The sequence below is a fragment of the Paenarthrobacter sp. AT5 genome (assembly GCF_032764245.1).
GTDB lineage: Bacteria > Actinomycetota > Actinomycetes > Actinomycetales > Micrococcaceae > Arthrobacter > Arthrobacter ureafaciens.
Map to the genome: position 1 here is coordinate 4,585,219 of NZ_CP136441.1, position 12,783 is coordinate 4,598,001.

Consider the following 12,783-nt stretch of genomic DNA (forward strand, 5'->3'; position numbering starts at 1 on the left):
AACCCAATCATGCCGGAACCAACAGGCCAACACACCCACATCCTGCACCAGGAAACGGGCTACGAAAAAGGTAACGAGCAACGCCGGGCGGGTCAGGGGGTCAGGCGCTTCGGGGCCAATCCCGGCGGGACCGCGGGGACTCTCTGCCGCTTCGCATAGACCCGGGCGCGCTGGCTGGACAGGGCCAGGAGCACCAGGATGTCGGTGGCAAGGCCCGGAAGCCCGGCTTCGAGCGTGATGCTGGTGCTGCCCGTAGAAGCATCGATGGCCTGCACCAGAATCGATAGTGAACTCAGGCCCATCGCGATCACCCGGGCGGCATTGCTGCCAAGGAAAATCCGCCATGCCAGGAAAACCTCCCCCAGCCCGAAGACCAACACAACAATCCCCAGGAACGTGAGCACCGCCGTCGTGGTTTGCGGATCGGCCGCACCGTCATCAAGGGTGACATCCGAGAAATCGCCTGAAGACGTCAACAACGCGACGGCGAGCGCGAGCGCCGCAACCGCCCTGACCACCACAAGGGCAGCGCCCACAATGGTTGGTGCCGGACGGCGGTCACGGCTGTCCGTGTTCTTCCGTCCGTCGGCTTCCGCGACGGGAACGCCACGGGCGTCGACGACGGGAAGGTCGCCGTCCGTGGAAATGGAATCGCCGCCACCATTGCGCGAGTGGTACCCCGTTGAAAAGTCCTTGATCACGTGGACGCGGACGGCGGGTTCGGCTTCGGAGACTGTCCGGACGATGTGGTCACGTTCGACGTCGGTATTCTGTTCAATCTTGTGGGTGATCTGAAGCGTGAACAGGGAAAAACCCACGCTGCGGTCGTACGTTCCGGCGGCAAGCCAATCCACTGTGTGGCCGCCGGGGAGCATCCACCCGTCGGGGCAGCGCCAAAAGCGGACGTGATGCCGTTTGCCGGGATTATTGTCCACCTCCTGCTGGTAGGCGAAGTCCTGCTGGCGGTCGAAGAGGTAGAGGGGACTAACCGGTGCCTGGGTGTAGCTCTGGCGAAGGATGGTTGAACTGATGATGCGGCGGCTGCTGGCAAAGGTGACATCGTCCGCGATGGTCCAGCCCGCGCGGTGCATGATGGCATGGATCTGGCGTTCGGCACCGAGGAGGGCAACGTTCACGGGGTCCCCGAGGAGTCCGTCACTGGTGCGGGCCCGGCCGATGAAGTAGCCCGGAACGTAGATCGTGGTCAGGATCCGGTGGAGTCGGGGAAGTAACAGGTATGCCAAAAAGGCCCAGAAGAGGAACCAGGACCACAGTTGTCCCCAGCCAAGCTGGAAGCTCTCCCCCGCCAGCAGGAAGGCCAACCACACCGCCGATGCCCCGGCCAGGACAAAGAAGGCGTGATCTATCCAGCTGTCACCAGGCTGTTGCTCCATTGCCTTGTACATCGGCCCCCTCCGAAATATCACACATCCGGTTCGTGCTCATGTCACGCCCCTTAAGCTTGGTCCGCGATGCCTTATCTGTACACAATCAGCCAGTATTCGGCACGGGTTCGACAAACGTTGAGGTGCTCCGACTAGCATGAATACTCCCGGGCTGCCCGGGTACGTGTCCTCTTGAGCAAGCCCTCGGAAGGCCGGCGCCAAGTGCGTGGGCCGCGTAAAGGAGAAGACTGTGCAGGAGCCGAAAGTCAGCGACGATGTGTCCGGCATGAAGGATGCTGCCGGAGATTCCACAGAGCTGAATGAGTCATCGAACGGCACAAGCGGGGAAGAGACGGTAGAAGAAACCGAAGTCCCGGAAGTCTCCTTCGACGAGCAGTTCTACCCTGCGCGGCCCAAAGCGCTGCGGCCCGTAGCCCGCCGTCGCCAGTTTTTCGCCGCGCGCCCCTCCCTTGAGTTCGACGGGCTGAACAAGACATACGTTGATTGGCTTCGCAACCAGTCGATGCTGGGAGATGCCAACACCATGGCGCGGCAGTTGTCAGGCCAGGCGAGCATGTGGCAGAACGCCTATGCCCGGCCGAACCCGCGGGCTGCCGTGGAGAAGGCCCCGGTCTGGTTCACGGCCTATCCTCTTTCCTTCATCACCAAGGAAAAGCAGTCCTTCCTCGCCGCCCTGGGGGACCCCGAGCTGTGGGAGGCATTCCGCGAGATCGGCATTCGGGGCCTGCACACCGGACCCGTGAAACTGGCCGGCGGCATCAGCGGCTGGTCCCAGACGCCCAGCGTTGACGGGCACTTCGACCGCATCAGCATGGCAATCGATCCCGCCTTCGGGACGGAAGAGGAATTCCGCCGGATGTGCGAGGTGGCAGCGGACCACGATGGCACTGTCATTGACGACATCGTTCCGGGCCACACCGGAAAGGGCGCCGATTTCCGTCTCGCCGAGATGAACTTCCGGGACTACCCCGGCATCTACCACATGGTGGATATTCCCGAAGAGGACTGGCACCTGCTGCCTGATGTTCCTGAGGGCAAGGACTCGGTCAACATCAGCCCCGAGGCTGAACAGGCGCTGCAGAAGGCCGGTTACATCATTGGCCGCCTGCAGCGTGTGATCTTCTACGAACCGGGCGTCAAGGAGACCAACTGGAGCGCCACGCGTCCGGTGGCAGACACCACGGGCAAAATCAGGCGCTGGGTGTACCTGCACTACTTCAAAGCCGGGCAGCCCTCGATCAACTGGCTGGATCCGACGTTCGCGGGAATGCGTTTGGTTGTGGGCGATGCCCTTCACTCGCTGCTTGACCTCGGCACGGGCGCGCTCCGCCTTGATGCCAACGGGTTCCTGGGCGTTGAAAAGAGTGCCGAAGAGCAGCCGGGCTGGTCTGAGGGCCACCCGTTGTCCGAGGCCGCCAACCAGCTCATCGGTTCCATGATCCGCAAGGTAGGCGGGTTCTCGTTCCAGGAACTCAACCTCACCATCGACGACATCAAGGCCCAGTCCGAGGCCGGCGCCGATCTGTCCTACGACTTCATCACCCGCCCGGCCTACCACTACTCCCTGGTCACGGCCGACACCGAGTTCCTCCGACTCACCCTGCGGCTGGCCATGGAGATCGGGGTTGACCAGGCTTCATTGGTCCATGCCCTCCAGAACCACGATGAACTGACGTACGAGCTTCTGCACTTCGCTGCCGGCCACCGCGAGGACGTGTTCGAGCTCGGCGGCGAGGAACTCACCGGCGCGGAGGTGGCGGAGAAGGTTCAGCAGACCCTCCGCGATCGCCTCACCGGTGAGAGTGGCCCGTACAACGCGCTCTTCACCACCAACGGCATCGCATGCACCACCGCGAGCTTCATCATGGCAACCCTCGGCATCCCGGACCCCGAGGCCATGACGCCCGAGCAGGAGGCACAGGTTCGGGACGTCCACGTGCTCATGTCCATGTACAACGCGCTCCAGCCGGGCGTCTTTGCCCTGTCCGGGTGGGACCTCACGGGCATCATCGCCCTGCCGCGCGACGTCGTAGGCGAACTGACCGCGCAGGGCGACACCCGTTGGATCAACCGCGGCGCCCACGACCTCATGGGCACCCGCCCGGATGCGGCCAAGTCCGCGGCAGGGATGCCCCGCGCCCGGAGCCTCTATGGTTCATTGCCGGAGCAGCTCAAGGATCCCAACTCCTATGCGCGCCGCCTCCAGGAGATCCTGCGGGTGCGCGAGAGCTCCGGCATCGCCACGAGCGTACTCCTGGATGTGCCGGAGGTCTCCAACCGCGCCCTCCTGGTGCTGGTCAACCAACTCGGCGACGGCAGCCTCGAGGTCACGGTCCTGAACTTCTCCGATCAGGAAATCGCGGGCAGCATCCAGTCCCCGCATTTGGTCCCCGGTTCAGTGGTCCATGACCTCTTCAGCAGCGAGGACGTCGGCCATGTGGACGACCTCCACAGCTTCTTCCTGGAGCTCGGCCCGTACCAAGGCACCGCGCTGGTACTGCGGGAACCGGAACCTGCCGAGGAGGAACAGGCAGAGTAAGGGCACGACGGCGGTGGGCGGCGGTGGGCGGCGGCGGTTTCCAGGCGCCGCCGTCGCGGTTTCCTGCGGCCACTCTGGAAGGTGCACCTCCGGGAGTCAGCGGGTGGAGTCCCAGCTCTGAACCAGGAAAGCCGAACCACGGGGGGCGCACTGCCCCTCATCTACCTCGGCGGAACCGCCTCCGAACACGAAATCGTCGCCAATGGTCAAGGTCGCGCCGTCGGGGAAGACCACTCCAGAGTCGATGATCCTGGTCCCCGAAGGGAAAATGAGGCTGCCCTCGCTGCCGTCGGTATAGGTGCTCACAAAACACCCGGCCGCGTTAATGCCGAGCTTTCCCGGATTGGCGGCGTCCATGTGGAAGTCAGCTTCCGGGTCATTGGCGACCGCGGCTTTATTGCCATTGCCGCCCGTGACGATGTGGTTGTCGAAAGTCGGCATGCGGCCCGTGATCTCCGGCAACGGAGATCCCGACTCCTCGGTTGCGACAGTCTGGGTGGCCGCGGGAGCCGGCTGCTCCGCTGCCGCCACAAACACTCCGGAAACAGCAACGCCGGCAATCACGGCCGCCGTCGCCGCCACCAGGCCAACTCCCGCCACCAGTCGGAACCGCCGAGAGGACGACTGATTGTGGAAATCTTCAACGGAACCTCCCGCAGTGAGTTGCTCCGCGTCAGAGAGGATGACTGCGAGGCTCCTCTCCCGGCTCTTGGCCAACTCCGCCTCCGTCACCGCCAGGGCCGGGTCGGCCGCGACCAGTCGTTCCAGGTCCTGCTTGGTACTCATTGTGTGGATTCCTCTGCAGCGTGGTCGGTCAAAAGCATCCGGCTGAGTTCTTTGCGGGCCCGGTGCAGTCGCATCCGGACGGCCGTGGGAGTCAGCCGAAGCAGTTTGGAGATTTCGGTAGAGCTGAAGCCATCCCAGTACGTCAGGAGAAGAACCTCGCGTTCCTCTGGCTTGAGCATGTCCAAGGCCTCACGGACGCCCTGATCGCGGGTGTCCGGCATGTGTGTCCGCTGCATCTCCAGCAGCTTCGTGAGGTTGTGGGAGCGAAGGTTTGCCCTGTAGTGGTTGCGGAGGACGTTCCGGGCTATGCCGAACACCACCGGCACGGATAATTCCTGGTCACGACTGCATTTCTCCCACGCGATCCTGAACACCTCCGCGGAGAGATCCTCTGCGGTGGACGCTTCCTCCGTCCGGCGCCGAAAGTACCGGTAGACCTGGTCGTGGCAGGCAACGTGGGCCGCCAGGAACTGCTTTTCCCGGGTCGGCTCCACACGACCCCCTTGATCCGTCTCAACGCTCATAGCCGGTTAATGTCCGGCAGTCAGAAGAATGTAACCAGTTTTGCTGAAGGGCACGGGATCCCGTGTGCCGTCACCACCTACTTTGAGTTGCGCACCCCGCCCACTTGCCAGCTTTCACGGCGTGTCTGCCCAAGTTCAGGCCAAAGTGGGTCGTGACGGTACACCTTGCGGTAGTCGCCCACGCACAGGGCACGACGGCGGAACGCGTCTAGGTGCCGACGCCAAGTTTGGCTACACTTTCGGGCAGGATGTGTCAGTACCCGGTCGCCTGTCCGACTGACGAAACAACAAGGACATTTCATGCCTGAGCCCGAACTTCCGTGGCCGTTGCTGCGCGCTGTGGCTGCACTGGCCGATGCGCCCTTGGCGGAGATTGCCGAGCGGCTGCGGGATGCCCTTCTTCCAACGTTCGGCTGCAGCGCCTTGGTGATCTTTACCGAGGATTGCACCGGCCGGCCGCAGAAGAAGGCGGGCGCCGAGGAGATCACTTCCCGCGTGTCCATTGCAGAGCTTGACGTTCTCCGTGGTGCGCTGCCCGACGAGGCACCTTGGCAAGGGGAAGCCGATATCGCAGGGCAAGCCCGGCAGGTACTCGCCCTACGGCATGGGCCCAGCAATGCCCTTCTTGTGTTGACGGATCCCAAGCTTGCAGAACCGGACCCCGGGTTTGGACTGTTGGAGTACCTGTGGGACCTCACGGCCAAGCGCATACGCGAAAAAGTCGCGGATGCACCGCCGTCGTACTTGCTTGAATCACGGGCGGCCTCGGCCGAGCGGGTCCGGGTCACGGCGGAACTGACGGACCTCCACTCGACCACTCTGGAGACCTTGCTCGCGGCCTTGCGGTCGAACGCTTTGGACGATGCAACCGCCCGAACGACTGCCACGAACCTCGCAGCGAAGGCCTTGGTGGCGCTCCGTTCATACAGCGACCGCACCACCGATCTGGTGGAAGAACCGGTTGTCAGGGCTTTCGAACGCCTGCGCGAGGACCTGCGCCCGTTGACGAGTTTCAGCGGAATCGAAGTCCAGTTCATCGAACCGCCGCTCAATGGAAGGGCGCTGCCGGGCGAGGTCGCGCATGCGGCCCGGGCCATTGTCCGCGGGCTGGTGCTGGCAATGATGGAACAGCCGGAGGTGCGCCGCGTCCGCACGCAATGGGATTGTGACGGCGAGAACCTGCTGATCAACGTACGCGACGACGGCGGTGGCGCACTGACCACTGACGACCCCGGCATTGCGAGGCTGGACCGCCGGGTCCAGGCCCTCACGGGTCAGATGCGCATGGATGTCATGTCCGGCTGGGGCGCGGACGTCTTCGTTTCGCTCCCACTGGACTTGCCGACGCGGCCGCCCGGAGACGTTGCCGCGTGGAACCTTGCCGCGCGCGAACTGGAGGTGCTCCAACTGCTGGCAGCAGGGCACCGCAACCGCACCATCGCGTCATCCATGGGGATCAGCGAGAATACGGTGAAATTCCATGTACGGAACCTTTTCAAGAAGCTCGACGTCGGTTCGCGCACCGAGGCGATCGCACTGGCCCACAGCCGGGGCATGCGGTAAGGCTAACCGACCCTCACCAAAGCGTCATCCCACCTGTCCGCCCCGCTGAGAAGGACATCCTCGGCGCTGGCCTGGACGTTAGTGAACGCCTCGAAGCTGCGCACCGTGTCCCCGAAGACTTCGTCGGGGTCGAGCCGGCGGAGTTCTTCTGCGAGGCAGTCCCTCAGGCTGCGGCGTGGGAGGGCGATGCGTTGTGCGGGCTGGCCTGGCTGGACGAGTTCGACGATCGAACCCCGTTCCCTGGTCAGGCTGATGGTCCCGGATGGCGTGGCAAGGTGGACCCCAACGATGCCCGTTCCTGCCTGGCCGGCAACGATCGCCACGGGAACCTGGAGGGCGCGTCCCAACCAACTTCCGAGCAGCAGGGTGCTTGGGGAATCGCCGTCGCCTTCCACCGTCACTGCGGTGACCTCAACGTCGTCGGACTGCTCCAAAGCCGCAGCGAGTTGGATGCGCCAGTTGGTCAGTCGGGTCCAAGCGAGGTCGGTGTCGCCGGCCTTGTAGGTTCGGCGGATGTTCTCCAGGGCCTGGGCGGGGTCCGGTTCGTTCGCGGAGTCGGTGATCCGGCGGTGCGCGATCGCTCCGATGGAGGTCTCACACGCGGATTCGGGTGCCCCGTTCGGCCACCAGGCCACGATCGGGGCGTCCGGGAGCAGCAGCGCAGCAACCAGGGATTCGCTTTCGTGCGCCATCTGCCCGTACCCGCGCAACACGATCACCTCCGACGCGCCTGCATCGCCACCGACCCGGATCTGCGCGTCCAACCGGTTCGGGGCCTGCGCTCCGGCGTCGGCCAGCACGATGATCCGGCAGGGGTGTTCCCGGGAGGCTTCGTTCGCGGCCTCGATGGCTTCTTCTTCCTGCCCGGACTTGGTCACCACCACCAGCGTCAGCACCCGCCCCAGCGCGATCACCCCGCCCTGCTCACGCAACGAGGTGATCTTCTTGGAAATCTTCGAGGTGGTTGTATCGGGAAGATCTACGATCATGGCCTTCTCCAGGTTCGTCCGATATGCGAAAGGTGGCGCCCCGCAGTCCAGCTGCGGGGCGCCACCTTGGTGCGGAAGGAATCAGGCGATGGCTGCGCGCAGCTGCTTTGCGGCCAGCGCAGGATCCTCGGCGGAGTAGATGGCGCCACCGGCGACGGCGACGTCGGCTCCCGCCTTCTGCACGTCGGCGATGGTCTCCAGCTTCACGCCGCCGGCGACGGAGAACGGAACGCGTGCTTCAGAGCCGGCGCGCAGCAGGCCGTTGAGGTCGAAGCCGGGCTTGGCCTGCTCGTCCAGGCCGGCGTGCATCTCAACGAACTTCGCACCGAGGGCACGGACTTCCTGGGCACGGGTGACCTTGTCCTCGATGCCAATGAGGTCAACCACGACGCCCTTGTTGTGGGCCTTGGCGGCCTTCACGGCACCGGCGATGGTGGAGTCGTCCGCTGCGCCAAGGACGGTGACCAGGTCGGCTCCTGCCTTGAAAGCGATGTCGGCTTCGAGTTCGCCGGCGTCCATGGTCTTGAGGTCGGCGAACACGATCTTGTCCGGGTGGGCGTTCTTGACGGCAGTGATGACCGGCAGGCCTTCGGCCTTGATCAGCGGCGTGCCGAGTTCAATGATGTCGACGTACTCGGCTACCTGGCCGGCCAGTTCGAGGGCGGCTTCGGTGGTCAGGAGGTCGATGGCAACTTGGAGCTTCATGGGAAGGGACTACTTTCTGTTGTGGTTCTGCTGGAGGGAAATCGGGGTGGCTTTACTCAAGGTTCGCGTGACGCAACCACAGCTCTTCAGCGGGTTGCGCGTCGTTGTCCCAGAGGGTTTGGAAGATGGTTTCAGTGGCCAGGAAGAGTGCCTGCTCGAACAATGAGCCGGAGTACTGGCGGGTGACGGCGGATCCGTGGTCGGTCTTCTGGGCCGCCGGGATGACCACCACGGAATCAGCCAGACCCGCCAACGGGGAGTCCGGGTTGGTGGTGAACGCTGCGATCCGGGCACCCGCCCGTGCAGCAGTCTCCGCGGCCTTTACGACGCCGGAGGTCGTTCCGGAGCCGGACGCCACCAGGAGGAGATCGCCGGAAGCGATGGCAGGAGTAGTGGTGTCTCCGGCAACGTGGACGGTGAGGCCAAGATGCATCAGCCGCATGGCGGCCATTCTGAGGACCAGCCCGCTGCGACCGGCTCCTGCCACAAAGATCCGCCCGGGGTGTGCCAGGTGGCTGGCTACCCGGGCCAGCTGAAGTTCGTCGATCTTGGCCGCGGTCCCCGTCATCTCGTCAGTGATGAGGGAGAGGTTCCGCACGATATCGGACGAAGTCGTTGATGCAGCGGTCGTGCTGGCGCTTGCTGGCGGGTTCACGGGTTTTCCCTTCGATTCGGTCCCGGCTCCGGGAGTCTGCGGAATGCTTGCTTGCTGACAACCATGTTTCCGAATCAAAAAGGGTAGGGTAACGCTATTTTTTGACGGTTCTGCCCATCCTTAAGGATGGGTTGGCCCTTTGGGGAAGATACCCCCTGGGGGTACTTGCTTTATACCCCTGAGGGGTATACGTTTGATCCCATGAACACGGCAGACCTGAACTACCCGGGATCAGACCTCCCTGCACTGGAGGTTGATCTTGGGCCCACCACCCATGGGTACACGGGCAACAAGGATGCTTATCTGAGGCGCCTGAAACGTATTGAAGGCCAAGTCCGCGGCATCGCGAGGATGGTCGAAGAGGACAAATACTGTATCGACATCCTCACCCAAGTGGCCGCCGCAACCAAGGCCCTTCACGCAGTGAGCCTGGGGCTCGTTGAAGAGCACATCGGCCATTGTGTTGTGGGGGCCGCTTCCGAGCCCGATCCCCAAGCCCGGGCGGAGCAGATCGACGCCAAAGTCAAGGAAGCCACCGATGCCATCGGCCGCCTGCTGCGGTAGCCGGTCAAATCCGCACTACCCCATTCAACCCACCACCAAGGAGCACTTCATGAGCCAGACAATCCAAACCAACGTCAACGTTTCCGGCATGACCTGCGGGCACTGCGTTTCGAGCGTGAGCGAAGAACTTGAAGCACTCAACGGGGTCGAGGAAGTCTCCGTTGACCTGAACCCCGGTGGACTGTCCACCGTGACCATCACCTCCACAAGCGAGCTTTCACCGGCTGAAATCGGTGAAGCGGTCGCAGAAGCCGGCTACGTGGTGGTAGCCAACCAGGCATAGGAGTTCCCTTGACCAACCAGGAGACGTTCCACAAGCCCGATACCCGGGTAGTTGAACTGGACATTGAGGGCATGACGTGCGCGTCGTGCGTCAATCGCGTAGAACGGAAGCTCGGCAAGATCGAAGGCGTCGAGGCCACCGTCAACCTTCCCCTGGAGTCAGCCCACGTCACCGTCCCGTCGACCGTCACGGACCAGCAACTCGTAGACACGGTCAACGCCACGGGCTACAAGGCCACCATCCGCCAAGTACCAACCCAACAACCTCGCCACTCCGTCGAAGTGGGGGACATGCAGCAGCATGCGTCCAAGCGAGGTACGGGCGAGCATGCAGAGCATGTCGCCCACAGCGACGACTTCGGCGCACAGGGGGCCCACGCCGCACATGGCGAGGCTCCTCACAAGAACCACATGGAGCATGGCCCGGCTGCATCAACCCTGTTTCCCCGTTTGATCCTGGCAGCCATCCTCACGGTCCCCGTTTTCGCGATTTCCATGATTCCGGCCTTCCAGTTCCCCAACTGGGGCTGGGTTGTGGCCGCGTTGGCACTCCCGGTGGTGAGCTGGGCTGCGTGGCCGTTCCACCGTGCCGCAGCCATCAATGCCCGGCACTTCGCGTCCACCATGGACACCCTTGTCTCCATGGGTGTGATTGCGGCCTACTTCTACTCCGCCTGGCAGTTGTTCGCAGACCCGCGGATCACCGAGCATCCGGGCATGGAGGGCATGTCCGGCGGGCTGTACTTCGAGGTCGCCGCAGTCGTCACCACGTTCCTGCTCCTCGGCCGCTACCTGGAGGCCAACGCCAAGGCGAAGGCAGGAAATGCCCTCAAGGCCCTGCTGAACCTCGGCGCCAAGGACGCAACCATCCTCGTGGACGGCAGGGAACAGAAAGTTCCGGCGGACCAGCTCCAAGTGGGGGACATCTTTGTGGTTCGCCCTGGTGAGAAAGTCGCCACTGACGGCGTCGTAGCGGAGGGTTCTTCCGCCGTCGATGCATCCTTGGTGACCGGCGAATCGGTTCCTGTCGAAGTCGGACCGGGAAGTCCCGTCACCGGCGCCACCATCAACGCATCCGGGCGGTTGCTGGTCCGGGCCACCCGGGTGGGGTCGGATACCACCCTCGCGCAGATGGGCCGCTTGGTCAGCCAGGCGCAAACGGGCAAGGCGCCCATCGCCAGGCTCGCAGACCGCATCAGTTCCGTGTTCGTGCCGATCGTCCTGATCATTGCCGTTCTGACGTTTGTACTGTGGGTGGTTTTCAGCGGAGACCTCAACGCGTCGTTTACTGCCGCTGTGGCAGTTCTCGTAATTGCCTGCCCCTGCGCCCTCGGCTTGGCCACTCCGGTGGGCCTGCTGACCGGAACCGGCCGCGGCGCCCAGCTGGGCATCCTCATCAAGGGCCCCCAAGTCCTTGAAGACACCCGCCATGTGGACACCATCCTCCTGGACAAGACGGGCACCGTGACCAGCGGCAAGCTTGCCGTGGACCATACTATTACGCTCAACGGCCAGGCCGAAGAGGACGTGCTGCTGCTTGCCGGCGCCGTTGAGGCCGCGTCGGAACATCCCATCGCCCACGCCATAGCTGCCGCCGCCAATGAAGCAATGCCCGACGCCGGCCTCATGCCACGCGTGGAAGGCTTCACTTCCGCTCCCGGAGGTGGGGTCAAGGGCACCGTTTCGTTGAACGGAGCCCGCAAGTCGGTTCTTGTTGGCCGCACCGGCTGGCTGGAGGAGAACGGCGTGAAGCCCACGCCAGCCCAGCAGGAGACCTTCGCGGAGCAGGAACGTGCCGGAGCCACGGCCATCTGGGTCGCGTTGGATGGACAAGCTGCGGGAATCGTGAGCCTGACTGACACCATCAAGCTTGGTTCAGCGGACGCCATCCGCAAGCTCAAGGAGCTGGGAATCCGTCCCATGCTCCTGACCGGAGACAACGCGGCCGTGGCCGCTCAGGTTGCCGACGCCGTCGGGATCGCACCGGATGACGTCTTTGCCGGTGTCTTGCCGGAAGGCAAGGTCGAAGCCGTCAGGAAGCTCCAAGATGCCGGTGCCACCGTTGCGATGGCAGGAGACGGCGTGAACGACGCTGCCGCATTGGCCCAGTCTGATTTGGGCATAGCCATGGGGTCCGGTACCGACGTCGCCATTGAAGCATCAGACCTGACCGTCATGGGGAGCGACTTGAACCAGTTGGTGCAGGCCATAGAGCTTTCACGGAGGACCTTGTCCACCATCAAGACCAACCTGTTCTGGGCGTTCTTCTACAACGCGATCGGCATCCCGGTGGCTGCCCTTGGCTTGCTGAATCCGATGATCGCCGGCGCGGCCATGGCAGCCAGCTCCGTCCTGGTTGTCGCGAACTCGCTCAGGCTGCGTTCCTTCGGGAAGTAGCGCCACCCAGTAGCTGGCCCGGGCTAGGCCGTTCCAAAGCGGACGGCGGCCCGGGCCTTAGCCTTGGCCGCTTCCTCTTCACGGTTCTTCGCGGGGCCGTGGCTCACCATCGAATCAAGCAGATGCTGCGTGATGTGTGCGATCTGGTGAACAGCCTCCGCGAAGGCCTCCTCGTTGGCCTTGGACGGCTTGGTGGAGCCACTGATCTTGCGCACATATTGAAGGGCAGCAGCCTCAACTTCGGCCGACGTGGCACGCGGTTCAAAGTTATGCAGGGTCCGGATATTTCGGCACATAAACCCATGCTAGCCATGGGCAGGGCTCTATGGGGAGGGGTGCCCATCGACCGTCCAGCGATTCCCGGGATAGGTTT

The 12,783-nt window shown here is 63.6% G+C and carries 12 protein-coding genes; 5 read left to right on the forward strand and 7 right to left on the reverse strand.

Annotated elements, in window-relative coordinates:
- Window positions 1-92: 92 nt before the first annotated feature.
- The gene (locus tag RI444_RS21355) at window positions 93-1,406 is read right to left on the reverse strand and encodes an LssY C-terminal domain-containing protein (protein ID WP_207605319.1); all 1,314 of its coding nucleotides are present in this window, start codon (window positions 1,404-1,406) and stop codon (window positions 93-95) included.
- Window positions 1,407-1,671: 265 nt separating this feature from the next.
- Here RI444_RS21355 and treS point away from each other — a divergent pair, with 265 nt between their 5' ends.
- Window positions 1,672-3,945 carry a maltose alpha-D-glucosyltransferase gene (treS, locus tag RI444_RS21360; protein WP_082694619.1) on the forward strand — a complete coding sequence of 758 codons (2,274 nt, stop codon included), beginning with the start codon at window positions 1,672-1,674 and terminating at the stop codon, window positions 3,943-3,945.
- 96 nt (window positions 3,946-4,041) lie between these two features.
- Here treS and RI444_RS21365 read toward each other — a convergent pair whose 3' ends face one another.
- Both RI444_RS21365 and RI444_RS21370 read right to left on the reverse strand, forming a co-directional pair.
- Window positions 4,042-4,731, reverse strand: coding sequence for a hypothetical protein (locus RI444_RS21365; RefSeq protein WP_207605318.1), 690 nt, complete (start codon window positions 4,729-4,731; stop codon window positions 4,042-4,044).
- Entirely contained in the window at window positions 4,728-5,255 is a 528-nt protein-coding gene (locus RI444_RS21370) for an RNA polymerase sigma factor (RefSeq protein WP_179011319.1), read from the reverse strand. The genes RI444_RS21365 and RI444_RS21370 overlap by 4 nt, the downstream gene beginning before the upstream one ends.
- A 300-nt stretch (window positions 5,256-5,555) precedes the next feature.
- On the opposite strand from RI444_RS21370, the gene RI444_RS21375 reads away from it, so the two are divergent.
- Entirely contained in the window at window positions 5,556-6,818 is a 1,263-nt protein-coding gene (locus RI444_RS21375) for a helix-turn-helix transcriptional regulator (RefSeq protein WP_021473284.1), read from the forward strand.
- Window positions 6,819-6,820: 2 nt separating this feature from the next.
- On the opposite strand, the gene RI444_RS21380 is transcribed toward RI444_RS21375, so the two are convergent.
- The 3 genes from RI444_RS21380 to hxlB form a co-directional block, all read right to left on the reverse strand.
- Window positions 6,821-7,807, reverse strand: coding sequence for a glucose-6-phosphate dehydrogenase assembly protein OpcA (locus tag RI444_RS21380; protein WP_021473285.1), 987 nt, complete (start codon window positions 7,805-7,807; stop codon window positions 6,821-6,823).
- A gap of 81 nt (window positions 7,808-7,888) precedes the next feature.
- A complete protein-coding gene (hxlA, locus tag RI444_RS21385; RefSeq protein ID WP_021473286.1) occupies window positions 7,889-8,512 on the reverse strand; it encodes a 3-hexulose-6-phosphate synthase in 624 nt (207 codons plus the stop codon).
- A gap of 52 nt (window positions 8,513-8,564) precedes the next feature.
- A complete protein-coding gene (gene hxlB, locus RI444_RS21390) occupies window positions 8,565-9,167 on the reverse strand; it encodes a 6-phospho-3-hexuloisomerase (protein WP_021473287.1) in 603 nt (200 codons plus the stop codon).
- A 201-nt stretch (window positions 9,168-9,368) separates the two neighbouring features.
- Here hxlB and RI444_RS21395 point away from each other — a divergent pair, with 201 nt between their 5' ends.
- The 3 genes from RI444_RS21395 to RI444_RS21405 are packed head-to-tail and all read left to right on the forward strand — an operon-like array spanning window position 9,369 to window position 12,410.
- Window positions 9,369-9,731 carry a metal-sensitive transcriptional regulator gene (locus tag RI444_RS21395; protein WP_021473288.1) on the forward strand — a complete coding sequence of 121 codons (363 nt, stop codon included), beginning with the start codon at window positions 9,369-9,371 and terminating at the stop codon, window positions 9,729-9,731.
- Window positions 9,732-9,780: 49 nt separating this feature from the next.
- Window positions 9,781-10,014 (forward strand): heavy-metal-associated domain-containing protein, encoded by a 234-nt coding sequence (locus RI444_RS21400; RefSeq protein ID WP_021473289.1) that lies wholly within the window; start codon window positions 9,781-9,783, stop codon window positions 10,012-10,014.
- Window positions 10,015-10,022: 8 nt separating this feature from the next.
- A complete protein-coding gene (locus tag RI444_RS21405) occupies window positions 10,023-12,410 on the forward strand; it encodes a heavy metal translocating P-type ATPase (protein ID WP_207605317.1) in 2,388 nt (795 codons plus the stop codon).
- Between the two features lie 23 nt (window positions 12,411-12,433).
- On the opposite strand, the gene RI444_RS21410 is transcribed toward RI444_RS21405, so the two are convergent.
- The gene (locus RI444_RS21410) at window positions 12,434-12,706 is read right to left on the reverse strand and encodes a DUF2277 domain-containing protein (protein ID WP_021473291.1); all 273 of its coding nucleotides are present in this window, start codon (window positions 12,704-12,706) and stop codon (window positions 12,434-12,436) included.
- Window positions 12,707-12,783: the final 77 nt, after the last annotated feature.